At 59.0% G+C, this 23199-nt stretch carries 26 protein-coding genes; all 26 read left to right on the forward strand.

What is annotated here, in order from left to right:
• Position 1 precedes the first annotated feature (1 nt).
• The 26 genes from sctC (at position 2) to AC1DVE_RS02515 (ending at position 23166) form a co-directional block, all read left to right on the forward strand.
• Positions 2–1648, forward strand: coding sequence for a type III secretion system outer membrane ring subunit SctC (gene sctC, locus AC1DVE_RS02390; protein ID WP_223542847.1), 1647 nt, complete (start codon positions 2–4; stop codon positions 1646–1648).
• Entirely contained in the window at positions 1645–2751 is a 1107-nt protein-coding gene (gene sctW / locus AC1DVE_RS02395; RefSeq protein ID WP_223532534.1) for a type III secretion system gatekeeper subunit SctW, read from the forward strand. Before sctC ends, sctW begins: the two co-directional genes overlap by 4 nt.
• A gap of 23 nt (positions 2752–2774) precedes the next feature.
• Entirely contained in the window at positions 2775–4826 is a 2052-nt protein-coding gene (locus AC1DVE_RS02400) for an EscV/YscV/HrcV family type III secretion system export apparatus protein (protein ID WP_223454970.1), read from the forward strand.
• Between the two features lie 13 nt (positions 4827–4839).
• Positions 4840–5247 (forward strand): InvB/SpaK family type III secretion system chaperone, encoded by a 408-nt coding sequence (locus tag AC1DVE_RS02405; RefSeq protein ID WP_223532536.1) that lies wholly within the window; start codon positions 4840–4842, stop codon positions 5245–5247.
• Positions 5244–6530, forward strand: a complete 1287-nt coding sequence (sctN, locus tag AC1DVE_RS02410) for a type III secretion system ATPase SctN (RefSeq protein ID WP_223454966.1) — start codon at positions 5244–5246, stop codon at positions 6528–6530. Before AC1DVE_RS02405 ends, sctN begins: the two co-directional genes overlap by 4 nt.
• Positions 6527–6982, forward strand: coding sequence for a type III secretion protein (locus AC1DVE_RS02415; protein ID WP_223454964.1), 456 nt, complete (start codon positions 6527–6529; stop codon positions 6980–6982). Before sctN ends, AC1DVE_RS02415 begins: the two co-directional genes overlap by 4 nt.
• Entirely contained in the window at positions 6979–7872 is an 894-nt protein-coding gene (locus AC1DVE_RS02420; protein WP_223454962.1) for a SpaN/EivJ family type III secretion system needle length determinant, read from the forward strand. Before AC1DVE_RS02415 ends, AC1DVE_RS02420 begins: the two co-directional genes overlap by 4 nt.
• Positions 7869–8792: a FliM/FliN family flagellar motor switch protein gene (locus tag AC1DVE_RS02425; RefSeq protein ID WP_477783690.1), complete on the forward strand. Its 924-nt coding sequence runs from the start codon at positions 7869–7871 to the stop codon at positions 8790–8792. The genes AC1DVE_RS02420 and AC1DVE_RS02425 overlap by 4 nt, the downstream gene beginning before the upstream one ends.
• Positions 8789–9448, forward strand: a complete 660-nt coding sequence (locus AC1DVE_RS02430) for an EscR/YscR/HrcR family type III secretion system export apparatus protein (protein WP_223454958.1) — start codon at positions 8789–8791, stop codon at positions 9446–9448. Before AC1DVE_RS02425 ends, AC1DVE_RS02430 begins: the two co-directional genes overlap by 4 nt.
• Positions 9449–9457: 9 nt before the next feature.
• Positions 9458–9712: an EscS/YscS/HrcS family type III secretion system export apparatus protein gene (locus AC1DVE_RS02435; protein ID WP_020795892.1), complete on the forward strand. Its 255-nt coding sequence runs from the start codon at positions 9458–9460 to the stop codon at positions 9710–9712.
• Between the two features lie 4 nt (positions 9713–9716).
• Entirely contained in the window at positions 9717–10523 is an 807-nt protein-coding gene (sctT, locus tag AC1DVE_RS02440) for a type III secretion system export apparatus subunit SctT (RefSeq protein WP_223454956.1), read from the forward strand.
• Positions 10498–11532, forward strand: a complete 1035-nt coding sequence (locus AC1DVE_RS02445; RefSeq protein ID WP_223535050.1) for an EscU/YscU/HrcU family type III secretion system export apparatus switch protein — start codon at positions 10498–10500, stop codon at positions 11530–11532. The genes sctT and AC1DVE_RS02445 overlap by 26 nt, the downstream gene beginning before the upstream one ends.
• A 119-nt stretch (positions 11533–11651) precedes the next feature.
• Positions 11652–12143, forward strand: a complete 492-nt coding sequence (gene sicA, locus AC1DVE_RS02450; protein WP_223454953.1) for a type III secretion system translocator chaperone SicA — start codon at positions 11652–11654, stop codon at positions 12141–12143.
• A complete protein-coding gene (gene sctE / locus AC1DVE_RS02455; RefSeq protein ID WP_477783691.1) occupies positions 12136–13905 on the forward strand; it encodes a type III secretion system translocon subunit SseC family protein in 1770 nt (589 codons plus the stop codon). Before sicA ends, sctE begins: the two co-directional genes overlap by 8 nt.
• A gap of 99 nt (positions 13906–14004) precedes the next feature.
• Positions 14005–15000 carry a cell invasion protein gene (locus AC1DVE_RS02460; protein ID WP_411741617.1) on the forward strand — a complete coding sequence of 332 codons (996 nt, stop codon included), beginning with the start codon at positions 14005–14007 and terminating at the stop codon, positions 14998–15000.
• A gap of 13 nt (positions 15001–15013) precedes the next feature.
• Positions 15014–16099, forward strand: a complete 1086-nt coding sequence (locus tag AC1DVE_RS02465) for an IpaD/SipD/SspD family type III secretion system needle tip protein (RefSeq protein WP_223532542.1) — start codon at positions 15014–15016, stop codon at positions 16097–16099.
• A 119-nt stretch (positions 16100–16218) separates the two neighbouring features.
• Positions 16219–16455, forward strand: a complete 237-nt coding sequence (locus AC1DVE_RS02470; protein WP_223532544.1) for an acyl carrier protein — start codon at positions 16219–16221, stop codon at positions 16453–16455.
• A 272-nt stretch (positions 16456–16727) separates the two neighbouring features.
• The gene (locus tag AC1DVE_RS02475) at positions 16728–18389 is read left to right on the forward strand and encodes a winged helix-turn-helix domain-containing protein (protein WP_477783692.1); all 1662 of its coding nucleotides are present in this window, start codon (positions 16728–16730) and stop codon (positions 18387–18389) included.
• Positions 18386–18838: a transglycosylase SLT domain-containing protein gene (locus AC1DVE_RS02480; RefSeq protein WP_477783693.1), complete on the forward strand. Its 453-nt coding sequence runs from the start codon at positions 18386–18388 to the stop codon at positions 18836–18838. The genes AC1DVE_RS02475 and AC1DVE_RS02480 overlap by 4 nt, the downstream gene beginning before the upstream one ends.
• Positions 18839–18964: 126 nt before the next feature.
• Complete coding sequence (locus AC1DVE_RS02485; protein WP_477783694.1) at positions 18965–20137, forward strand: PrgH/EprH family type III secretion apparatus protein; 1173 nt, start codon at positions 18965–18967, stop codon at positions 20135–20137.
• 10 nt (positions 20138–20147) lie between these two features.
• Positions 20148–20408: a type III secretion system needle filament subunit SctF gene (gene sctF / locus AC1DVE_RS02490; RefSeq protein ID WP_110659779.1), complete on the forward strand. Its 261-nt coding sequence runs from the start codon at positions 20148–20150 to the stop codon at positions 20406–20408.
• A gap of 59 nt (positions 20409–20467) precedes the next feature.
• Complete coding sequence (gene sctI, locus AC1DVE_RS02495) at positions 20468–20776, forward strand: type III secretion system inner rod subunit SctI (protein ID WP_477783695.1); 309 nt, start codon at positions 20468–20470, stop codon at positions 20774–20776.
• Entirely contained in the window at positions 20773–21495 is a 723-nt protein-coding gene (locus AC1DVE_RS02500; protein WP_477783696.1) for an EscJ/YscJ/HrcJ family type III secretion inner membrane ring protein, read from the forward strand. Before sctI ends, AC1DVE_RS02500 begins: the two co-directional genes overlap by 4 nt.
• On the forward strand, positions 21482–22048 hold the full coding sequence (locus AC1DVE_RS02505) for a secretion system protein (protein WP_477783697.1): 567 nt from the start codon (positions 21482–21484) through the stop codon (positions 22046–22048). Before AC1DVE_RS02500 ends, AC1DVE_RS02505 begins: the two co-directional genes overlap by 14 nt.
• Positions 22020–22739, forward strand: a complete 720-nt coding sequence (locus AC1DVE_RS02510; RefSeq protein WP_477783698.1) for an oxygen-regulated invasion protein OrgB — start codon at positions 22020–22022, stop codon at positions 22737–22739. Before AC1DVE_RS02505 ends, AC1DVE_RS02510 begins: the two co-directional genes overlap by 29 nt.
• Positions 22729–23166, forward strand: coding sequence for a hypothetical protein (locus AC1DVE_RS02515; protein ID WP_477783699.1), 438 nt, complete (start codon positions 22729–22731; stop codon positions 23164–23166). The genes AC1DVE_RS02510 and AC1DVE_RS02515 overlap by 11 nt, the downstream gene beginning before the upstream one ends.
• Positions 23167–23199: the final 33 nt, after the last annotated feature.

The raw sequence follows: 23199 nt of genomic DNA on the forward strand, positions 1-23199 counted from the left end.
GATGAACCGCGGCGTTCAATCCTTGTATGTTTTGCCCTTCTGGCTGGCTGCCATATTGATGCTGGTGCCGTGTACGGTGCGGGCGAATGCCGACGAATACGTGGCTCGCGAACAGAGTGTGCGCACGTTTTTTTCGGAGTTGTCCGGGCCGTTGGGCAAACCGGTGATCATCAGCAAGGCCGCCTCGGCCAAGCGGATCTCCGGCAGCTTTGATCTGCGCTCGCCGCAACGGACCTTCGAGCGGGTCAGCGCACAGATGGGGTTGATCTGGTACAGCGATGGCCAGGCGATCTATCTGTACGACGCCGCGGAAGTGAAAAACTCGATGATGTCGCTGCAGACCCTGACCGTGGCCAGGCTTCAGGCGTTTCTCGAGCGGTCCGGGCTGCTCGATGGCCGTTATCCGTTGCGCCATGACGGCCTGCATACGTTCCATGTGTCGGGGCCGCCGATGTATGTAGATCTAGTGGTGCAAGCGGCCGGTCTGATGGAAAACCAGCGCTCGGAACTGTTGCTGGGCAGGCAGCAGATCGGCGTTATCCAGGTGCACAACACCTTTGTCAGCGACCGTAAATACGAGCTGCGCGATGACAAGGTGACCATCCCCGGGTTGGCAACCGTGATCGAGGATCTGTTGCGCGGCGAGAAGCGCGAGGTCGAGCCGGCCGTTGCGCAAGCCCCGGCGCAGCGAGCGATGCCGGCGTTTCCCCTGGAAGGCCTGGCGACCACATCCCCCGATCAGGACCCGGCCGCGCCGCGGATCATTGCCCGGGAGATGGCCGCCGGAAACATTCGCGTGGTGGCCTATCCGGACACCAACAGCCTGCTGGTCAAGGGTTTGCCGGAGCAGGTGCGCTTTATCGAGAATCTCGTGAGTGCACTGGATACGCCGAAACGACATGTGGAGTTGTCGTTATGGATCATCGATTTGCACAAGGACGAACTCAATCAGTTGGGCATCAACTGGCAGGGCGCATTGAAGTCCAGTGGGACATTCACCGTATCGCTCAACGCCGGCTCGGCGACCACCCTTGATGGCGCTTCGTTCGTCGCCCAGGTCATGGCCCTGGAGCGCACCAACCGGGCGAATGTGGTCTCGCGTCCGGTGATCCTGACACAAGAGAACGTGCCGGCGATCTTTGACAACAACCGCACGTTTTATGCGCCGCTGGTGGGGGAGCGCAGTGTCGATTTGCAGCACGTGACCTATGGCACGCTCGTCAGCGTTCTGCCCCGTTTCGCCAAGGCGGACGAAATTGAAATGTCACTCAGTATTGAAGACGGCAACGAAGTAGAAAAACCTGACCGGGACAAGCAACCCGGCAGTTTGCCGACGGTCGGGCGTACACGGATCAGCACGGTGGCGCGGGTGCCCCAGGGCAAGAGCCTGTTGGTCGGCGGTTTCACCCGCGATGACAACAGCGAGCAAATCGGACGGATACCGGTGCTGGGTTCGATTCCGTGGGTCGGCCGATTGTTCAGCTATCGGCAGAACCGCTCGGCCAATACGGTGCGGGTGTTCCTGATTCAGCCCAAGGAAATTCTCGACGCCCTTGAGCCCGCCACGGTTGAGCCGGATGCGCGATTGCTGAGCCCACAGCAGCATGAGCGGGTGCGTCGATCCTTTTTCCGGGCGGCAGAAAAATGATCCTGCCACCGATTTCCACCGGTGGGCGAGCGGCCCAGGCACGCTTGAATGCCGAGAAGGCCGCCCAGCATCCGCAACCGCAGGTCGATGCAGAGCTTGATCTTGACGATGGCACAACGGCCGACGTGGCCCGGCGCTTTGTGCAGATCAGCGATGAAATGTCTGCAGCCTTGACCCAGTTCCGTGGCCGGCGGCAGTTCGAGCTCAAGTCCGATGCGTTGACCGACTCCTTCGAAAAAGTCCTGGAGGACGATACCGTGCCCAAGGCGCGGCAGGTGCTGAGCCTGGCGCGGCTGGCGGACAAGTCCGACAGCTGGTTGCTGCAGATGGTACGCAACCTGTTTCCCGACGATAGCGACCTGGCATTGGTGCTGCGCGAACTGCTGCGCCGGAAAAAACTCGAGACACGGACTCGTCAGCGGCTTGAAATGCTATTGCAGACGGTGGTTGCCCAAGGCTCCCCCAAGCGCATGAGTGCCGGGATCAATACCGCCCTCAAAGCCAGAATGTTCGGTGCGAGCATGACGGTGCGTGCAGGCCTGTTGCGCGAGACCTACCGGGATTTTATCGAGTCCGATTGCGGGCCGGTCAGTTGTTATCAGGACTGGATCGCCCTGTACGGTCCGTCGCAACGCAGCGCTGTGCTGGCCTTCATTGAAGCGGCATTGCTTACCGACATCAGCGCCCAGGATCCCAGTTGTTCGCAAGTGGAGTTCGGTCAACTGCTGGCCCGGGTGAACGACCTCAAACGCCTGCGTTCAGCCGATGACCTGTTTATCCGCGGCCTGCTCGGTGATGCACTCATCTGCCGGCACAACCCCGATGAGCCCGACTGGCTGGTGTTCCTGTTCGGTGTGCTGACCTACCCCGATGAACTCGACCAGCTGTTGCTCGGCGTCCTGGGTGAGCGAGTGCTGTTGAGTGCGCACCATGAGCGTTCGACGGTGCTGCAGAAGGTGCGCCGGCTCAGCCTGCAATTACCGGCGCCGCTGTTTGCCGATGAACAGGCGCCGCTGCGTCTGGCAGAGCAGTTCACGCGCCTGGCGGACATTGCCTATGCCCTCGAATGTATTGAGCGGCGTCGTCCCGGCGGCAGCTCATGACTTTTTCCCGGAACTGACCCGCCATGCTCAATGTGTTTTTGCGCAACGTCAGCGCTCGCCCGGAGCTGCTGATCCTGTCGCTGATGGTGATGATCATCGCCATGCTGATCATTCCGCTGCCGACGGTGCTGGTGGATTTTCTCATCGGCCTGAACATCGTGATTTCGCTGCTGGTGTTCCTGGGGTCGTTCTATATCGAACGCATCCTCAGTTTCTCGACCTTTCCGGCGTTGCTGCTGTTGACCACCCTGTTTCGCCTGGCGCTGTCGATCAGCACCAGCCGGCTGATCCTCAGCCAGGCTGATGCGGGGGAGATCATCGCCTCTTTCGGTGAGTTCGTGATCGGTGAAAGCCTGGTGGTGGGCTTCGTGATCTTTTCCATTGTCACTATTGTCCAGTTCATCGTGATCACCAAGGGCTCGGAGCGGGTGGCCGAAGTCGCGGCGCGCTTCTCGCTGGACGGCATGCCCGGCAAGCAGATGAGCATCGACGGCGACCTCAAGGCTGGCGCCATGACAGCCGAGGAAGCCAAGGAAAAGCGCAGCGTGCTGGAGCGCGAAAGCCAGTTGTACGGCTCGTTCGACGGCGCGATGAAGTTCATCAAGGGCGACGCCATCGCCGGCATCATCATTATCTTCGTCAACTTCATCGGCGGCATGGCCATTGGCGTCGGGCAGATGGGCATGGACCTGTCCACAGCTTTGTCGACCTACACCCTGCTGACCATAGGCGATGGTCTGGTGGCTCAGATTCCGGCGTTGCTGATCGCCATCGGCGCCGGCTTCATCGTTACCCGCGTCAACGGCGATGATGCCAACCTGGGGCGCAACATGCTCGCCCAGATGCTGGGTCATCCGTTCGTGCTGGGGGTGACGGCGCTGCTGGCGGTGGGTGTCGGCCTGTTGCCCGGTTTTCCGCTGCTGACCTTCCTGCCCATCGCCGCGGCCCTGGCAGTGCTGGTGTTCGTTCGCCGGCGCAAGGCCTCCAGGGTCGAGGGCCAGGGTGACAGCCGGCCATCGTCGACGCAGGGTGAAGCCTTGCAGACCGGCTCGGGCCTGCTCGAGGACATCGATAATGTCGCCACCGAAACCATCCCGCTGATGTTGTTGGTGCCCACCGCGCGCCTCGATGAGTTGACCAGGGCCCGTTGGGCGGCGCGTTTTCGCAGCCAGTTTTTCGTCGATTACGGTCTACGCATACCCGAGCCGCAATTGCGCGCCAGCGAAGCATTGCCGGCGCATCAAGTGGCGGTGCTGATCAACGAAGTGCGCGCCGAGCAGTTCGATATCCATTTCGATCACTGGCGGTTGCTCGACTACTCGCCGGAGCTGGAATCCATGGGCTTTGCCCTGGTGCACGGCAGTGACAGCAATCGCCTGGGCGGGGTGTGGGTCAACGCCACCGACCAGGAACGGGTGCAGCAATTGGGCTATCACCTGCGCCCGGCGGACGAGGAATGCTACCGCTGCCTGGTCACCTTGCTGGCGCGCAACATCCAGGAGTTTTTCGGCGTGCAGGAAACCAAGCAACTGCTCGACGAAATGGAAACCCGCTGCCCCGATCTGCTCAAGGAAGTCTATCGCCACGTCACCGTGCAGAAGGTCACCGAAGTGCTGCAGCGCCTGATCGGCGAGCGTATTTCCGTGCGCAACATGAAGCTCATTCTTGAGTCCCTGGCCCATTGGGCGTCCCGGGAAAAAGACGCGCTGGCGCTGGTCGAGCACGTTCGTGGCTCGCTGGCCCGCTACATCAGCAACAAGTTTGCCCAGGGTAATGACTTGCGGGTGTTGCTGTTGTCGGCTGAGTTCGAAGAGGTGGTGCGGCGCGGGATTCGGCAAACCTCGGCCGGCAGTTTCATCAACCTCGAGCCGGCCGAATCCGAAGAGCTGATGGATCGCCTGAGCGTCGCCCTGGACAGTGTGCACATTGCTCAAAAGGACATGGTGCTGCTGTGTTCGGTCGATGTACGGCGCTACGTCAAGAAGCTTATCGAGGGGCGTTGTCGCGAGCTGGACGTGATGTCGTTCGGCGAAGTCTGCGAGACCGTCTCCGTCAATGTGATCAAAACCCTGTAAGGAAACCCCGTAAATGATGTCAATGGATATTGCCGATCTGTTGCGCGAAGCGCTACGTCATAGTGGCTGCAAGGACAGCCAGATAGGGCATTTCGATAGTCACAGCACCATTGAAATGCAGATGAAGAATCTGCCCGATATCAACGTGGCGATGGTCGATGGCGATGTCTGGGTCTGGACGACGGTCGCAGAAGCGAGCCCGGGTGCAATGAACCATTGTGCCTTCGATTTGATGCGGTTTTTGTTTGAGGGCAATGCTTTTTCCCGCACCGGGCAATTGCACCTTTGCGTCGTTCAGGAACGGCTCGAACTGCGTTTGATGGCCAATTCCCATGCCCTCGGCGACGCTGAACACTTCGCGCAAGCCCTGGATGCTTTCGTGCAGGCAACCGAAACGCTGTGCGAACTTTTACGTCGATGAACACCCGGCTGGAAAGGCATGCGGCCCATCCCTTGCGTTTGAGCGGTCCCCTGATCGAAGCCGTTTTGGGCGATGTGGTAGTGGGCGAGGTCTGCGAAGTACGGCGGCATTGGCGCCTGCCTCAGGTCGTGGCCCGGGCGCAGGTCATCGGCTTCAAACCCGACGCTGTTCTGCTCAGCCTGCTCGGTGATGCGAAAGGCTTGTCCAGGGAATCGATGATTGTGCCCACGGGTTCGACCCTGCAACTGACGTGCAGTGACGCCTTGCTCGGCAGCGTAGTCGACCCTCAGGGCACTATCGTCGAGCGTCTGGCACCGTCTACGGCGCTGGCGCAACAGGACTATCCGGTGGATGCCGACCCGCCGTCGTACCAGCAGCGGCGCCCGGTGGTGGAGCCGTTGTGCACGGGCGTTCGGGTGATCGATGGATTGTTGACCTGCGGTATCGGTCAACGCATCGGCATTTTCGCCGCCGCCGGCTCCGGCAAAACCACCCTGATCAATATGCTGATCAACCACACCGACGCCGATGTGTTTGTCATCGGCCTGATCGGCGAGCGAGGCCGCGAAGTGACCGAATTCATCGCGCACCTGCGCCAGTCGGAAAAACGCGCCCGCTGCGTGGTGGTGTACGCCACGTCGGATTTTTCCTCGGTGGACCGCTGCAACTCGGCGCTCCAGGCCACCGCCATCGCCGAGTATTTCCGTGACCAGGGCCAGCGTGTGGTGTTGTTGCTGGACTCGTTGACGCGCTATGCCAGGGCCCGTCGCGACCTGGCCCTGGCTGCGGGTGAAGCACCGGCGCGACGGGGCTATCCGGCCTCGGTGTTCGATGCCTTGCCGCGCCTGCTGGAACGACCGGGTGTGACCGCTTCCGGCAGCATTACCGCCTGGTACACGGTGCTGCTGGAAAGTGACGACGAGCCGGACCCGATCGCCGAGGAGATTCGTTCGATTCTCGACGGACACATCTACCTCAGTCGAGCCTTGGCGGCCAAGGGTCACTACCCGGCAATCGATGTATTGCGCAGCGTCAGTCGCGTGGCGACGCAAGTCACCCCGCCGCAGGTGCAGCAACTGGCGGCGGCGACCCGGGATACGCTGACGCGGCTTGAGCAGTTGCAGGTTTTTCTCGACATGGGGGAGTACAGCCCAGGCGCGGACGCCGCCAATGACCAGGCGCTGCAACGCCGCGCAGCCCTCCACCAGTGGTTGCGCCAGCCCACGGGCGAATGCTGTGAACCGGACGAGGCCCTGGGCCAATTACAGGGGCTCATGGCATGAATCCATTAGCCGATCGCCTTCGCCTGTTGGCGCTCAGCCAGTTCCGTCGGCAACGCGCTGAACTGCTGATAGCGCGTACCCGGCAGCAACTGCAGCCGCTGGTGCAGGAGCGGGCCGCTTTCGACGGACAAGAAGCGGCGCTACACAGTTTGTTGGCCAGCCATCGCGCCAATGACTGTGTGCTCGATCACGGGCAACTGTTGGCACTGTTGCGAAGGCAGGCGGTCATTCGGCGGCAGATAGATCTGTTGCGCCTGGAGCGTGACCGGGTCGATCAGCAGTGCCGGGAGATTGAGCAAGCGTTGCAGGAGCAGAGCGAGCAACTGCGGTTCGCGCAGCGCAAGCACGACAAGTACGAAGGGGCTGTTCAGCAGCTGTTACGCAGGCAACGGCTGGAGCAGATGCGCCGGGATGAAAGAGAAGTGGAAGAGATGAACGGAGTTCCGCGATGAGCAATGTATCTGTAATTTCACCCTTGCCGGTTCAACCCTTGGACCCCGTCACCGAACAGCCGATGGATGAGTTGCACGACAGGCTGGTGCCGGTGCAGGAGGATGAGCTGCCACAAGGTGTTCTGGAGCTGATGGCGCCGTTGATCCTGTGTCATCGACCCCTGATGGACACTGGTCGCGCAATCACTTTGCAGACGATGGTCACGCTCCCGGAAAAGCTGGTTGCTGAACTCGACGAAGTACGGCCGCTCACACCGCAGTCTCATCCACAAGCGCAGCCGCTGTTGAGTAAACCTGTGCAGCCTCGGTTGTTGTCACCTGTGGCTGACGTTGCGCCTGTTGTCGACAGAGTTGTCGCGTCGGCACCGATAAACCTGGCGACTCCGATCATTGTTGAGTCAGGGCCGATCCAGCCCCCATCAAACATCGTCGAACCGCTCCCGGTCGAACGTGCCGCCATTCCAGGTGCACCCCCGATACCTGAGTTCGAAGGGCAAAGGCCCGAAGCCTTATCGAGCCTCCCGACCGCACGCCATGTGCCGACAGTTGCATCACCTGCGGCCTCGGCGCCCGTGATGCCGCCAGCACCGCATGCCCTCGACCCGATCATCGAAACCTTGTCGGTTGCCGACCGGAGCTTGCTGCAGGTTCCGTTCAACAAAGGAACCGTCAGCGGGCAGGTGACGATCAGCCGCGTGGCCGATGAGCCCACCCGCAACCTGCAACTCAGCCCGAGCAATGCCCAGGTTTTCGAACAACTCAAAGTGTCGCTGGAGCACGTCCGCGAACCCGCCTGGCACCTGACCGATAGCGACGGCGAACAGCAGCGCCAGGGCTCGCGGCAGCCGCCGGACGACGAGCAGACCGAAGACGCCGGGCAGGGCGCATGAGCGCACTGAAGTTGCGCCGGATCAACGCCCAGGCGCATACCGCCGCGCAAGCGATACGACGCTGGCGGAGCGCGGATGTCGACGCCGGTTCAGGCCATCCGCCAGGGCAATCGGGCTACCTGTGTTTTCGCGCATCAGGCGAGGGCGGGGAATGGCGGGGTTTGATCGACGCCCGCGACTGGTTGTATCAATCACTCCCGGGTTTGCGGTCGTTACTGACGGTCGAGTGCTCGCTGATGAACATCGCCGAACTGTTCCGCGCGGTGCCGCAACCCTTGCTGCTGGAGGTAGACGACTTGCACTACCAGCAAGTATCCGACGTCGATGGGGTCCTTCCCGGGCAATTGCCGCCGCAAGAACTGCCATGGCTCGACACGCCTCGTGGGCGCCTGTGGTTGACCCGATTGCCACCGGCACGGGCCGCCAGCCTGCCCCTGGACGCCGACTCATGGCTGAGCGATTTGCCGCTGCGCCTGGAGCTGATGCTGGGGTCGAGTCATCTCAGACATCGGATACGGCTGAAGGCGGGCGATGTCCTGCGAATCATCCAGCGTTCGCAACGATGCTGCCTGGGGCATCAATGCCTCGGCGTTTTCACCTTTACTGAACAGGGGATACACATGCAATCGACCGCGACCGACGTCCAAGGCTCGGCAGATTCCGATCCCGATTTTGACCTCGGCGCTTTGCCGGTGCGTCTGCAATTCGTGCTCGCGACCCAGGAAATCAATCTGGCCACGCTGTCGCGGATCATCGAGGGACAACTGATCCCGCTGACGGACGATGCGGCGCGGCACATCGAAGTGCGCGCCAATGGCAAGCCGGTGGCCCGTGGCGAACTGGTGCAACTGGAAGAGCAGTTGGGTGTGGAGTTGCTCGAGGTCTATCGCAACGGCTCACCGGACGGAATGCCGCGATGAATGACGTCTCGCTTATCGCGCTGCTGGCGTTCGCTTCACTGCTGCCGTTTCTGGTGGCGGCAGGCACCTGCTACATAAAATTTTCCATTGTCTTTGTCATAGTGCGTAACGCCTTGGGCTTGCAGCAGGTGCCCTCGAACATGGCCCTCAATGCGATTGCCTTGATGCTGGCGATTTTCGTGATGACGCCGGTGCTCAAGCAAGGCTATGACTATTACAAGGAAGAACAGGTGGCTTTTACCGACATCGAGTCGGTGGTGAATTTTGCCGAGAACGGGTTGGGGGGATACAAGGAATACCTGCGTAAATACACCGACCCGGAACTGGCACTGTTCTTCGAGCGGGCGCAAGCGGTGCAGAGTGAGTCCGACATCGGTCTGCCCGCCGATGAAGAACTCACGCCGTCGCTGTTTTCCCTGCTGCCGGCCTACGCATTGAGTGAAATCAAAAGCGCCTTCAAGATCGGCTTCTACTTGTATTTGCCGTTCGTCATCGTCGATCTGGTGATCTCAAGCATCCTGCTGGCGCTGGGCATGATGATGATGAGCCCGGTGATCATTTCGGTACCGATCAAACTGGTGTTGTTTGTTGCACTGGACGGCTGGGCGTTGCTGTCCACCGGGCTGGTCAAGCAATACCTGACCTTGCTGGCGTAGGGGCGGCTCATGAACGACCTGGTCTATGCCGGTAATAAAACCCTGTACCTGATCCTGTTGATGGTGGCCTGGCCGATCATTGTCGCCACGGTGGTCGGCCTGGTGGTCGGGTTGATTCAGACCGTGACCCAATTACAGGAGCAGACACTGCCGTTCGGTTTCAAGTTGTTGGCCGTCGCCGCGTGCCTGTTCCTGCTCTCGGGCTGGTACGGTGAAACCCTGCTCGATTTCAGCCGTGAAGTCATACGTCTGGCGTTGGGTTAGCGCAATGTCGGTGACGTTGTTTTTCGATCTGTACGCCTGGTTCGCCGCTGCCATTCTTGGGGTTGCACGCCTGGCGCCGATTTTTTTCATGTTGCCGTTTCTCAACAGCGGCGTGCTCACGGGGGCGCCACGCCAGGCCGTCATTGTGTTGGTGGCGACGGGATTCTGGGTCTATGTGGGCGTGCCGCTGCCTGCTCTCGACGGGTTGGCATTCTTCGGTCTGGTGTTGCGTGAGGCCGGCATTGGCGTGCTGCTTGGATGCCTGCTGTGCTGGCCGTTCTGGGTGCTGCACGCCATGGGCAACCTGATCGACAACCAGCGCGGCGCAATGCTCAGCAGCACAGTGGACCCGGCCAACGGCGTCGATACCTCGGAGCTGGCGAATTTTCTCCAGTTGTTCGCCGCGGTGGTTTATCTCGAAGGCGGCGGCATGTTGCTGATGCTCGAAACCGTTGGCCACAGCTACCGTATTTGCACGCCGGCCAATGGTTGCGAGATGCACCTGCCATCAGTCCTGAGCCTGCTCGATGCTCTGGTGAGCAAGACGCTGGTGATCAGCGCGCCGGTGGTGGCCACACTGCTGGTCAGCGAAGCGCTGCTTGGCTTGCTCTCGCGGTACGCGCCACAAATGAACGCATTCTCGGTGTCGCTGACGGTCAAGAGCCTGGTGGCGCTGGTGGTGTTGATGCTGTATTTCGGCGTGCACCTGCCGGATGAAGTCATGCGCATGGGCATGAAATCCCATGGGCTGGAGCGCTATCTGGGTGTCGACGGGGAGGCCGCCGATGTCGTCCAGCGCCTCGAAGACTGAGAAACCCACCGCCAAGCGACTGCGCGATGCGTCACGCAAAGGGCAGACGTTCAAGGCCAAGGATCTGGTGGTCACCTGCCTGACCCTCTGCGGCATCACTTACATGGTGTTCAACAGCTCATTGTTCGAGGTCATGGAAGTCTATCGGCGCATCATCGCCAGTGACTTTGACGTGGAGATGCAAGTGTACTCGGCGATGCTGGTGCTGGTCGGGCTCAAGGCATTGCTGCCGTTGCTGCTGGTGTGCGTCTTGGCCAGTGCACTACCTGCGTTGTTGCAAAGCGGCTTTGCACTGGCCAGCGAGGCGTTGAAGCTCAATCTCGGTGCGCTGAATCCGATCAATGGATTCAAAAAACTGTTCAGCCTGCGCACCGTCAAGGACACGGTCAAAGCGTTGTTGTACCTGGGCAGCTTTGCCATGGCGCTGTGGATCGTCTGGATCACGCAGCGGCAACTGCTGTTTGCCCAACTGTTCACCCAGGCACCGGAGCTGTTCGCGATCTGGGGGCACTTATTGCTGGTGCTGGTGTTGGCGTTCCTGGGATGCGTGCTGCTGATCGTCGTGCTGGATGCGTTGAGTGAATACTGGTTGTTCATGAAAGATCAGATGATGGACAAGGACGCAGTCAAGCGCGAACACAAGGAGCAGGATGGCAATCCACAAATCAAGGGCCGTCGGCGTGACCTGCATATGGAGCTGCTGTCCGAGCAGGTCAAATCCGATGTGCGCAGCTCGCGGATGATCATCGCCAACCCGACCCACATTGCCATCGGTGTGTACTTCCGCCCGGAAATCACTGTGCTGCCGTTCATCTCACTGATGGAAACCAACCAACGCGCCCTGGCGGTACGAGCCTATGCCAGGGAAGTCGGGGTACCGGTGATCAATGACATCGCATTGGCCCGGCGGATATTCAAAATCCACCAGCGCTACAGCTTCCTTCAGGTGCAGGAAATCGAAGAAGTATTGCGTCTGTTGATCTGGCTCGAACAGGTCGAGCAAGCCTGATTTCTCCCTTTTCCGTTTTCCCCCGAACGTTGGCATGAGCGCAATTTGGCAGCGTGCTCACCAGCGCTTTGGCTCAATGCAGTCGTCAGCAGCGCTGACGTTTTTCAGGAGTGTGGCTGATGAGTCGCGACAAACAACAAGATGAACAAGTGGCCCTCGAAGTCGTGGATGCAGTGCTCGGTGGCGCGGCGTTGAAAGACGTACAAGGCATCAGTGACGAGCACATGAACAGCCTCTACGCCTTCGCTTTTCAGTTCTATGAACAGGGACGGCTGGATGATGCCGAGAAGTTCTTTCACTTCCTGTGCATCTACGACTTCAACAACAGCCATTACTGGATGGGGTTGGCCGCCGTACACCAACTCAAGCACAACCACCAGAAAGCGATCGATCTGTATGCGATCGCCTTCGCCCAAGGCAAGAACGACTACCGGCCCATGTTGTACACCGGCCAGTGCCACCTGGCGCTGGGCAAGATCGGCAAGGCCAGGTTGTGTTTCGAATATGTGCTTGAACAAGCCACGGAAGACGATCTGCACAAGCAGGCTCAGGTGTATCTCGACACCTTGAGTCACATTGAAAAGGATTGTTCGGAGACAGAACATGAGTGAGATCAGAAGCACCTTCAACCCGATATTTTCAGGCTCGACAGGTCGAGACGAGGCCTTTGAGAAATATGGCAAGGCGGCCAGCCAGGTCGCCAGGACGGCTGACTTTCAGAAGGCCGGCCAAGAGGCATTGGCGCGCCTGACGTCGGTGAGCTACGAAAGCCAATCCGGCCCATCCGTCGCCAATGCTGGCAGGCCCGTGCTACATACGCCACCACCACGCGCGGACGGCAACAAACAGGAAACCAATGGTGACCTGTTCACCCTGTTGATGGCGATGATCAGCGAGATGCTCGGCGAGGTCGACGTCAACAAACTGAAAAATCGCCTGGCGATGCTGCAAAGCATGGCCGGTGCCAGGCAGCAGGGGCATGAAAAACTGGCGGCTGATTACGCTGCAGCCGTCGAGGCGCTGGAGGTTGCCGAGGGCGAGATCGGGAGCAGCCAGGAGCACCTCGATCAGTTGCAGGAACGGGTTCGGCATGTCCAGGGATTGCTGGATGAGAGTGAAGCACGGCTGGCGGGGCTGGATCCGGAGTCACCAGAGTATGCGAGTGAGCTGGTGCTACGTGACAAACTCAAAGGTGAGCTGGCGGGCCATACCCAGACACTGCAAAAGGCGACCGACGCCCACCTGAAACTGATCGAGCTCGCCAACGCCTGCGCCAAAACGCTGGCCGCGGTGGCCGTGAAAGTGCAGGAAGCCGGGCTCGGCGGACCCTCGGTGAAGGAGTCCAACGAAAAGGCGCTGAGCAGCAGCGCACTGGCATTGCTGAACCGCTTGAAGATCATTGAATTGCTGGGTGATGCCGCGCAGAACAAGGAAGAGATCAATCAAGAGCTGTTCCTGGAGCTGCAAGCCAAGCTTCAGGAGCACATGAAGCTCGAGTCGGAAAAGTATCTGGAAGAAGTCCGCAAGGCCGAGGCGTTGCAGAAAACCATGGGTTGCATTGGCAAAATCGTCGGTGCGATTTTGACCGTCGCGACCATCGCCGCCGGCGTGTTGACCGCCAACCCGGTGTTGATCGCGGTGGGTGTGATTGGTGCGGCGATCATGATTTCCGATGCCGCGGTTCAGTCAGCAACCGGTGTGTCGTTCATGGCCGAAGCCATGAAGCCGCTGACCACTGTAATGCAGGAAGCCATCAAGTTATTTACCGAACTCTACACCCAACTGTTGATCGGGCTGGGTGTCGACCCTGAGACCGCCAAAGACATCGCACAAATCGCCGGCATGATCCAGGGGATCGCGGCAACGCTGGCTGCCGTTGCATTGGTCGCCGTGGTCGGGGCACAGGTGATCGGGCCGATGGTCGGCGCCATCGCCTCAAAACTGTCTTCGATGATTGCCAATGCCGTGCCCGCCGCCATGCAGGCGTTCAAACAGGCGGCTTCATCGGTCGGTAACTCACTGACCCAGATGCTGACCCAGTTGCGCGGCTTCATCACCAATGGCGCTGATCCCGTAACCCTGGCCCGCTACGCCGCCAACCTGGAGATCGCCCAGGCCGTCACCGAGTTCGGCAATGTGGCCGTGCAGGGCGGATTGCAGATCAGGAGCGGCGTGCACCAGGCCCAGGCTGCCGAACACCTGGCCGATGTACGAGTACGCATGGCGATTAGCGAGGAAATCACCTCCTACCTCACCCGGCTGGTCGATGACTACGGCCAGGCAATGCAGGACCGCACCCGACAGATCGAGCAGGTCTTTGCCGATATGCAACGCAGTCATTCTGTCAGCCTGCATATGGTTCGGCAGGTTTGAAATCATGGATGGAAGGAATTCGATATGACCACTATTAGCGGCGCAAGCGTGATCTCGCGCGCACTGATCAATTCGCAAGAGGCGGCAGTTCCCGCCAAAATGAAACAAGATGCGCCCGAGAACCTCGTTCTGAGTACGGCGATCGTCGACAAACAACTCCTCAAGAACCCTGATATTCGAACCCCGTCGGCAGCGCAATTCGACAGTGCGATCAACGATTACCAGCCGAGTGAGTCCGATTGGCAAGACTTCGTGGCTGCTTCGACAACGCTCAGGGATGAAGTCCTCAACGAGCTGATGTTCGACCCCGGTGCCTGGGAAAAACATGCCAATGTATTGGTGGCCGCGATCATTGCGTTGAACATCGCACGAGTCGCCAACGCACAACTGCGTGGCCATTTCAGCGTCATGGCGTCTGACGCCGCCAAGTCCCAGGGCGCCGCCATTGTCGAGTCTGGCAAGGCTGCGCTCAACAGCGCCATCACCGCGGCAGTGGTGTCCGGTGCTATCGCCGGTTTCGCCATGGCCAAGACCTTTCAGGGTCAAGGTCTGAAGCATGCGGACATCAATTTGCACAAACGTAACTCGCTGGAAGCCAACAACATCGCAAGTGATCTGAAGCGCGATCGCGCCCGCGATGACTGGAACCCGCAAACCACCTACAAGATCAAGACCTTCGATGATTTCGGCCGCTCGACGTCAGTGGATTTCAAACCCCAGGGCGCCACGCTGACCGCCCGGGAACAAGCCTGGTTCGACGGTGAAATCCTCAAGGCGCAGAAGGTCGGGCAGACCTCCGACTGGCTCAGTCAAATGGGCAGCAAGGGGATAGAAAAGAAGCTCGAAATCGGTCGCGCGCTCAACGCCATGTCGATGAGCATCAGTCAGGTCGTGTCGAACATGGTGCGCATATCCGAGCACGCAGCACGGGAGAAGGAAGTACTGCAACAAAGTGCGCAAAACACCCAGAAGAGTTTGAGCGATGAAGTCGGCCAGAAAGACTCGGCGGAGGCGGCGTTACTGCAAAAATTGATGGAAATGGTGATGCAGCTTTTTCAATCGCGCGCTGAAATCATTCGTGCAATATCAGCTTGAATAGGAGGTCAAAATGAGAATTCCGGATTCCACACCTCCTGGACGCATGCCGTCGGCAGATTTCAACGCCGTTGCTGAACCGCCGCCGCCCCCTGAAATGCCCTCCGGGATCTTCGCTGCGTTTTCCCTGACGCAGTTACTCGAACGTTCGGTAAAAGCGCTGAGTCGTAATCTGGAAAATATGCTCAAGTGCCCGGCTGGAGTTCCCAGAGAACTTCAAAGCTCACCTGCAGAGATTCTGGCGCAGTATTTTGCGTCTGCCGAGTTTGTCGAGCAGATTCACGCTAAACGTATTCGATCGCTGATGTGGACACACCAGATGCGCCAGAGTGGAACGGTGTTCACCCATTGCCTCGATACGCTGCCAATGGAGCAACGCCAGCAACTCTACGATCAGCAAGACCGTATTCTCGATGACCTGAAGCGAATGCCGGTGCCGGAAGAGATCGCTGACGAGTGCGACCTAAGAATTAATTCTTCAAACGAGTTTTTTGACAAGCTGCTCGAACTCATTGACCTGATCAAGAACGGTTACTTGGCCGGTTATGAACACATCATTTCGGCCTATTCGAACTTCTTCTCCGACTTCAATGCGGAAATTACCGCGAAGTTGAAAGACTGGATTCAAGGCGCCAATGAGGGCAAAGAAGTCAAATTGAATGCCGGTGCGCTGAGAGCCGCACTTGATGACCTGATCGCTAAATACAGTCATCCAAATCCTGCATCCGTGCTGTTTCCCGAACCCGGAAAAGGAGGCGCGAGCAGGGCGGAAGCGGAAAAGTGGCGAGAAGCGCTGGGGCTGCCTGCAAGTTGCCTCAAGCAAAATTCCGACGGCAGTTACTGCGTAGTCATAGACACCGGGCCGCTATGGACCATGAAAAGTAGCCTGCCGTCCGGCGGTACAGTGACTTGGGACACCGCCAAATTCCAGGCCTGGCAAACCGGCTTCAATGCCCAGGAAGAACGCATGAAGAACACATTGCAGTCATTTACGCAGAAGTACTCGAATGCCAACTCTTATCACGATAACTTCAATAAGACCTTGTCTTCACATCTGAATCAGTTCGCAGATATGTTGAAGGCCATGTTGAATTTTTGAAGTGAAGCTGACGCATGTCAGTAAAAGTAAAAGAATGTTCTTGAAACGGGCGTGGTACTGGCTTTTTCGGGCTAGGGTTGTGCCCGAATTTTTTGTTGGAGGGAGTAATGTCGGGTTTCATGAGTGATGATCTTGAACGTCAGGTTATACAGGTGCTGTCAGGTTATTTACAGGTTGATCGACGGACGATCGAGTCGGATTCACGGCTGGTGGAAGACTTGTGCGTTGATTCCGTGGGTGTTGTAGAGATTGTTATGTCCATCAATGAGGCGTTTGGTATCGATCTACCGGATGCAGATGTGACGGAGTGGCGAACGGTCGGTGATATTTGTTGTTTGGTGAGAGAGTGCAAATAGGATTGAGCATTTAAAAAAACAGTCTGTCATTTCGATTGTAAGGAGTACTTTTTAATTTTGTAAGATTCTGTTTTTTGCTATGGGTCGCGGGTCGATGCTTAATTTTTAAAGTGAACTTACTGCTTGTGTCGCACTTTCCTACGCCATAGGGTTACTAGTCCTACGGAATCCTCCCACTCAACTTCCTATAGTCACGCGGCTTGTCATCTCGAGCCTGATCACCCTCAGGCTTGATTGCGCTTCAGTAACTTTCTATAGAGAAATTTCAAAGTATGGACAGTGCAACTGATCAATCGCCGGTCAAGTCATTCGTGTTTGACCACTGGCTATTGCAAAGCGATGGAACGCTGATGCGAGATGGAGAGGGAGTTCACGTCCCACCCAAAGAGTTGAACGTACTGCGCATGTTGCTGAAGTCGGCGGGGTCGGTCGTCAGCAAGGATTATTTGCTGGACCATGTATGGCCCGAGATGGATGCCGCCGAAGAATCGTTGACCCGCTGCATTTATGCATTGCGCAAGCTGCTCAGGGAAAACAAGGACTTTATTGCGACGGTGTACGGCCAGGGTTATCGATTTACCTGTGCGGTTGTCGAACTCGACACATCTGGTCAGGCGAGGGCTGTGGCGCCTTCGCTGGCTGTTCTGCCGTTTCGCAATCTGGGGGAGACGGCAGCGCTGGATCTGCAGGATGTGATGATCCGTCAGTTGACGTTGGCGTTCGGCGAGGTGTTGCACGTCATCCCCTCGGGATTGATGGCGGCATATGCACAACCGGTCGATGTGCGGTCGCTGGTCGGGCAGTTGTCTGCGGACTACTGCTTGAGCGGGCGGTGTAGCGGCCCGAGCGATCAGCAGCAATGGTCGGTCGAGTTGATCCGTGGCCGCGATCACGCTCTGCTGCATGGGCAGACACTGGATGTCCGTGATCTCGGGGCGTCGCTTGGGGCATTGACGTGCCTGGTTGCGCAGCGCATTCCCGGTTTGAGCCTTGTCGGTGATGCCTGCGCGTCATACCCGGCCGCGGTGGCGTACCTGCGTGGTTTGTGCAGCGTGCAGCAGCACACTCCGCAGAGTCTGCGCGATGCGCTGGTACAGTTTCGCCAGTGTCTGAAGCTCGATGCCGGGCACACATTGTCCTGGTATGGTTTGGCGGATGCGTGGCTGGGTCAGGCAATGATCGGATCGTGTTATCAGGGCCGGGCAATCGATGAGGCACAATCGGCGATTTCCAATGCCCTGGCATTGGACCCTGGCAACATCCCTGCCTTGGCTCGCCTGGCTTTGCTCACCAGTCTGCGCGGCAGCGAACAGGCGGCCCAAGTGCTTTTCCGACGCTGTCTGCTGAATGCCGATCAGGCTGACGTTCATTACTTTCATGCCTGGCATCACTGGTTCTGGCGGCGCAACGAGCAGGCTGCGCAAAGCATCGACAATGCTCTGCAGCATGATCCTGATTGCGTAAGGGCGCAGGTCTTGCGTATGCGCATTGCGCTTGCCGCAAGTCCCGAGTCGGCCTTACTGATGGCTCGTCGAGCCCTGCAACAAGGCGCCTCGGGCAATTCGTTGCTGGTGATTCTGTATGCCGTGGTGTTGGCTTATTTTGACCAGCACGCGGCAGCCTGGGACGAACTCGAACAGGCCGGGCTCTGCGAAAGCGCAATCGGTGAACAGGGACTGGCTGCCTGGAATGTGCTGTTCGGCGTCAATCCATTCAATGCCCGCGACCTGTATGCGAACTGGTTGGCTCTGGCCAGGCTGCGATCCGTGGATGGCATGTCGTCAACCCGTTGGTCCGGTTTGACAAGTGGTCCAGTGGTTGCGCCGCTCTGGAGTTCTTTGCAACGAGAACCTGATGTGGGCTATCAGGCATCGACGCAGGATCATCCTGCCCGCGAGCGACCGACGCTGGTCAGCGAGCGGCGTCTGGCATGATACCGCGCAGAATCAAGTGGCTAACGGTGCTGGTGTGCCTTGGCGCGGGCCAGGCGCAAGCCTGGTGCTGGAGTCAGGCGGGGGCGCGACATGCGATCGAGCCCGAACTGCTTCGAGCGATTGCCGATGTCGAATCGGGACAGAATCCGAACGCAATGAACTACAACAAGGACGGTTCGCGAGACATCGGGTTAATGCAGATCAACAGCCATCATCTACCCCGTTTGATCGCTCAGGGCATCACTGAGCAGCGCCTGCTGGGTGATCCTTGCCTGTCAGTTGAAGTCGGTGCGTCGGTGCTTGCCGAATTTATCGCGCGTTACGGCTACAACTGGACCGCAGTGGGTGCCTATAACACCGGCAATTCTCCGCAACGGCAAGCCGCGCGTCTGCGCTATGCGCGCAAGGTCTGGCAGCGTTATCAGGTGTTTTCCCTGGCTCGACAATGAGGGTGCCATGAGGGCTGGCGCAAGATTCTGATCCTCTGCAGGGCGCGATCGGCAGAATTCGATCATGAAGCCTGCAGCCAGCCTTTCTACCATGCCCGTTCATTTCATAGCCCTGGAGCTTGAACGGTGACAGTTCTGCCGGCCCCCGACCCCCAACCTTGCGTTCTACGGATACTCAATGGCGCGCTGCAAGGTTGCGAATTCCCCCTCGGCGAAAGCACAACCCTGTTCGTGGTAGGGACTGTGGATCTGCTGGGAGAGGGGGTACTGACTGCCAGCGTCCCGGCGGATGCCATCTTCGTTCCGCTGGAGTCGGGGGGATGCAATTTTGAGGTGTTGGCCGATCAAGTCACGCCGGATGGCCTGCCGCTGCGGGTGCTCGATGAGTCAACGGAAATACGCCACTGTGCTTTCCACACCAGGGTGCAGATCGGCGGCCTGCAAATCGCCTTGCGGCCTGAAGACCAATCCTGGGCACCTGAACTTCTCGGGCTGCAACCTGACGCTACCTCTGATGCCGCCGTTGTCGTGTGGTGGCGTGCCCCTTGGTCTGGATGGGTCGCCAGCGGTCTGGCGCTGGCTGCCCTGGTCACCGCGGTCGGCATCTGGTCGGTGCCTGGACCCACACCTGAAACCGATGTTCGCGCGTTGATCACCGGAGCCAGTGACGAAGCCAAGGTGTTGAGCGGTCGTGACAATGCGATCTATGTGTTCGTGGCTTCCGAACGCGATGCGGGTTGGAGTCGGCAAGTGCTGGTGCGCCACAACACGCTGAGCGGCAAAGTGCTGGTGATGGACCAGGAGCGTCGTCGGCTGGAGCATTTGCTGGTTGACCATGATCCACAACTGGCCTGGCACTCCATTGATCTGAAGGATCCATCGGTACCGCGACTGTTGCTGAGTGCACAACGCAATCTGCTCACACCTCAACAACAGGCAAAACTGCTCGATGCACTGCTCTCGGCCGCGCCTTATGCCCAGGACATAACGGTGCAAATGCAGGATGACAGCCTGCTCGTCGATCTGGCGCAAGAGGGTTTGCAGCGCCTGTCACTGGCCTTCAGCCGCATTGAGCACGAGGACAGTGTCACGTTTGCCGTTGCAGGCAATTTGCAGGATTCCGAACTGGCGAACGCCCGCCGGTACATCGACAGCTTTTACCGGCAGTGGGGTGATCGCTACGTGCACTTCACCGTCGAGCTCAAGGACGACTCGCTCAAGGACAAGTCGTTCCAGACCGGCCCGCAGGGCTACATCAAGATGACCACGTCATCCTGGCATTTTCCTACACAACACTAAAAGGTGACTCATGGCCGACATTGCTATCCCCATCGACTTTGCCGATGACTTTCTCGGGCGTCAGGCCGAGGCGTTCGAAAACGGTGCCGCCTCCCTCAAGACCGCGCTCGACAAAGCGCTGGATGACTTGAAGCTGGATGCATCGGACCCTGGTCTGCTGGCGGCTTATCAGGCCGCGTTTTCGTCCTACACGGTGTTTCGAAACGCTCAGACCAACACGATCAAGGGCTTCAAGGATATCGACATGGCGATCATCCAGGCAGCTCGCTGACTCTTCCTTTTTGACCGGCCATTGGTACGTGCCAATGGCCATTTTCACGAGTGCATTGCATGGCTATTCAAAACATTTCTCTGTCTGGCATCGGCCGGGCAGTCTTTACGGAATTGCGCGGCCCCCACGAAGGACCGATCGTATCCCTTGAGTCCCGATTGATCGAAGCGTTTGCCGGCTCCGCGGTCAATAGCGAGCAGGATGTTTCAGCAATCAATCAGATGCTGCAGCGCCCGGATATCACCCATCCCGAAGTACTGACCCATTTGCAGGAGCTGACCGGGCAATACAACGTGGATATCAACTTGCTTAACGTACTGGTCCGCAAAGCGGTAGGCACTGCCGAAACCCTGCTGCGTGCCTCATGAAGCCAGGCGTTTTGCTGATGCTGTTGTGCCTGGCGCTGTCGGGGTGTCGCCAACCCAATCTGCTCGAAGGGCTGGATCAGCAGCAGGCCAATGAAGTGCTTTCGGTGCTGCAGCGCAACAACATTGCTGCGGTGAAAGTCGATGCCGGCAAAACCGGCTATGCGGTGAAAATCAATCAGGTCGATTTTTCCGCGGCGGTCGATTTGCTCAACCTCTATTCCTTGCCTTCGCGGCCGCGCCTGCAAGTGGCAGAGATGTTTCCTGCCGACTCGCTGGTAGCCTCGCCCCGCGCTGAAAAAGCCCGGCTTTATTCGGCGCTGGAGCAGCGAATCGAACAGTCGCTGGGTGTGCTCGAAGGCGTGGTGTCGGCGCGAGTGCATGTCAGTTACGACCTGGAGGCCGGCGAAGGCGGGCGCAAGACGCCGCCTGTCCACCTCTCGGCAGTGGCGATCCATGAGCTCGACGTCGACCCGCAATTGCTGATCACCGACATCAAGCGTTTTCTCAAGAACAGTTTTGCGGCGGTCGAGTACGAGAACATCTCGGTGGTACTGTCCAGGCGCTCGCCGACCCAGCATATCTCGCCGTCCGTGGCCGCCACGCAAGGGCAATCGCACTGGGTCTGGTGGTTGACCGCGGTGACCGCATTGCTGTTGGCCAGTGGCGCAGCCTGGGCTTACCGCCAATCAAGCGCAGGGCAGCGTAATGTCGCACGCTGAGTGTTTATCGGAGATTCTCGCCGAGCCCCTGAGCTATCTGCATCCGCAGCGTCTGCCTTTGCCGGAGGAATTTGCCGGGCCTGAGGCACGAGGTCTGCTCAACCGAATACTGCTCGAGGGTCTTGAAAAACGGGGGGCATCGCCTGCGACGCCGCTGACGGCCGTGGCGCAGCAATGGGTTCGCCATTGGCGACAGTTACCTTATATCGCCAGGCTGATGGGCGCTTATCGCTTGATGCCCGATCTGGCGCGAGGCGCGACGTTGCTTCGCCTGCCATTGCCTCTGCGTCGGTTCGCCGGTTGCAGCCTGGGTGTTCGATGCGCGCTGCCGGTCGGGCGCTCGCCTGTTTCGATAGAACAGGTCGAAGCCGCAGGCCTCAATGCGTTATGGAGTTGGTACGAGCAGGTACCGCCAGTCTTGCTCGAACGCCTGACCCTGCAATTTTCCGAACCGGTTGTTCGCCTGCACAGGCAATGGCCGGTCACGCAACCCGATACAGCTCTTTTCTTTTTGGCGGTGCAACATGCTCGACTCTATCCGAACCCTGACTGACCTTCCCGAGGCGAGCGATGCACTCGTGTCCCGCGAAGACATCGCCGCCGCGCGTCGGCGTCGAGCGTTGCAGCAACAGGCTCAGCGCTGGGCCCGTGATTGTGTAGAGCAGGCTCGGCGTGACGCCGAAGCGGTGCATGCCCATGCCTTTCAGGAAGGCTATGCCGCGGGCATCTTGCTTGCGACCGAGCATCTGGCCAAGGGCTTGCTTGAATCCCAGGCGTTGGGGCAGCAATTGCGCAGCGACCTTGCTCAGGCCGCACGCGATTTGCTCGCGGACGCGTTGCAGCGTCCCGAGTGGCTGGACGAAATGTTCGAACGTTGGCTGACAGCACAATCGACCGGCTCGGGCGCGGTGTTGCAAGTGCTGGTGCCGATGCATTGCCGGGCGCAGGGCAATGAACTGCGCGAGCGCTTGAGCAGGCTCTGGTCCGGCGAACTGGTCCTCGACTATCACCCGCAAGAGCGCTATGTGGCGCGGCTTGCGGATCAACTGCTGGAATTCGATCTGGAAACGACGAGGCAACGACTGGAGCCGCGCTTGCTGGCGTGTGTCGCGAATCTGCCGGAGTCGGTTCGCGCTCTGGACCGGGCTGCCATGCAGGCGCTCACGGATCTGTATTCGACCTTTGCCGAACGCTCGGCCGGTTGCACTGAAACTGCCCCGACCGAGGTTCGCCTTGAAGATTGAAAGCGGTTCGACACTGAGCACGACTGAGAGCGGGGCACGCGCAACGGTCGAGTCGCTTGAGTCACGTGTGCTTGCGGCCAGCCAGCAGGTGCCTGACAACAAGCGCCCGGACCCCGAATTCGAGCGCTTGTATGAGTTGCTGTCAGCCATGGAGGGGCAGGGAGAAAAGGCCATCCATGCGTTTCTCCGTTCGCTTCGAAGTGCAGATGGCGAATCCCCCGCGTACCCCTCTGCGAAGGCGTTGATGGCGATCACGCTGCAGGTGCTGTTCCGATTGAAGGACGACGGGCTGGAAAAGTCGCAGCTTTATAAGGAAATCAAAGGTGCCAATGGCCTCGCGTTCAGCATGGACGTCTTCGTCAAGGGCGTGCTGCGTGATGTGTTTCAACCGATGGGGGATGAGGCTTGGGAGAAGAGTGAGTGGTGAGACAGAGCAGTAGGAATTCAATTAGCTGATCAG

Source organism: Pseudomonas sp. P4_B4 (assembly GCF_056402255.1).

Bases quoted from the DNA above. Each gene is read 5' to 3' on its own strand.
- sctC (WP_223542847.1), top strand. From the start codon at position 2: ATGAACCGCGGCGTTCAATCCTTGTATGTTTTGCCCTTCTGGCTGGCT.
- sctW (WP_223532534.1), top strand. From the start codon at position 1,645: ATGATCCTGCCACCGATTTCCACCGGTGGGCGAGCGGCCCAGGCACGC.
- AC1DVE_RS02400 (WP_223454970.1), top strand. From the start codon at position 2,775: ATGCTCAATGTGTTTTTGCGCAACGTCAGCGCTCGCCCGGAGCTGCTG.
- AC1DVE_RS02405 (WP_223532536.1), top strand. From the start codon at position 4,840: ATGATGTCAATGGATATTGCCGATCTGTTGCGCGAAGCGCTACGTCAT.
- sctN (WP_223454966.1), top strand. From the start codon at position 5,244: ATGAACACCCGGCTGGAAAGGCATGCGGCCCATCCCTTGCGTTTGAGC.
- AC1DVE_RS02415 (WP_223454964.1), top strand. From the start codon at position 6,527: ATGAATCCATTAGCCGATCGCCTTCGCCTGTTGGCGCTCAGCCAGTTC.
- AC1DVE_RS02420 (WP_223454962.1), top strand. From the start codon at position 6,979: ATGAGCAATGTATCTGTAATTTCACCCTTGCCGGTTCAACCCTTGGAC.
- AC1DVE_RS02425 (WP_477783690.1), top strand. From the start codon at position 7,869: ATGAGCGCACTGAAGTTGCGCCGGATCAACGCCCAGGCGCATACCGCC.
- AC1DVE_RS02430 (WP_223454958.1), top strand. From the start codon at position 8,789: ATGAATGACGTCTCGCTTATCGCGCTGCTGGCGTTCGCTTCACTGCTG.
- AC1DVE_RS02435 (WP_020795892.1), top strand. From the start codon at position 9,458: ATGAACGACCTGGTCTATGCCGGTAATAAAACCCTGTACCTGATCCTG.
- sctT (WP_223454956.1), top strand. From the start codon at position 9,717: ATGTCGGTGACGTTGTTTTTCGATCTGTACGCCTGGTTCGCCGCTGCC.
- AC1DVE_RS02445 (WP_223535050.1), top strand. From the start codon at position 10,498: ATGTCGTCCAGCGCCTCGAAGACTGAGAAACCCACCGCCAAGCGACTG.
- sicA (WP_223454953.1), top strand. From the start codon at position 11,652: ATGAGTCGCGACAAACAACAAGATGAACAAGTGGCCCTCGAAGTCGTG.
- sctE (WP_477783691.1), top strand. From the start codon at position 12,136: ATGAGTGAGATCAGAAGCACCTTCAACCCGATATTTTCAGGCTCGACA.
- AC1DVE_RS02460 (WP_411741617.1), top strand. From the start codon at position 14,005: ATGAAACAAGATGCGCCCGAGAACCTCGTTCTGAGTACGGCGATCGTC.
- AC1DVE_RS02465 (WP_223532542.1), top strand. From the start codon at position 15,014: ATGAGAATTCCGGATTCCACACCTCCTGGACGCATGCCGTCGGCAGAT.
- AC1DVE_RS02470 (WP_223532544.1), top strand. From the start codon at position 16,219: ATGAGTGATGATCTTGAACGTCAGGTTATACAGGTGCTGTCAGGTTAT.
- AC1DVE_RS02475 (WP_477783692.1), top strand. From the start codon at position 16,728: ATGGACAGTGCAACTGATCAATCGCCGGTCAAGTCATTCGTGTTTGAC.
- AC1DVE_RS02480 (WP_477783693.1), top strand. From the start codon at position 18,386: ATGATACCGCGCAGAATCAAGTGGCTAACGGTGCTGGTGTGCCTTGGC.
- sctF (WP_110659779.1), top strand. From the start codon at position 20,148: ATGGCCGACATTGCTATCCCCATCGACTTTGCCGATGACTTTCTCGGG.
- sctI (WP_477783695.1), top strand. From the start codon at position 20,468: ATGGCTATTCAAAACATTTCTCTGTCTGGCATCGGCCGGGCAGTCTTT.
- AC1DVE_RS02500 (WP_477783696.1), top strand. From the start codon at position 20,773: ATGAAGCCAGGCGTTTTGCTGATGCTGTTGTGCCTGGCGCTGTCGGGG.
- AC1DVE_RS02505 (WP_477783697.1), top strand. From the start codon at position 21,482: ATGTCGCACGCTGAGTGTTTATCGGAGATTCTCGCCGAGCCCCTGAGC.
- AC1DVE_RS02510 (WP_477783698.1), top strand. From the start codon at position 22,020: ATGCTCGACTCTATCCGAACCCTGACTGACCTTCCCGAGGCGAGCGAT.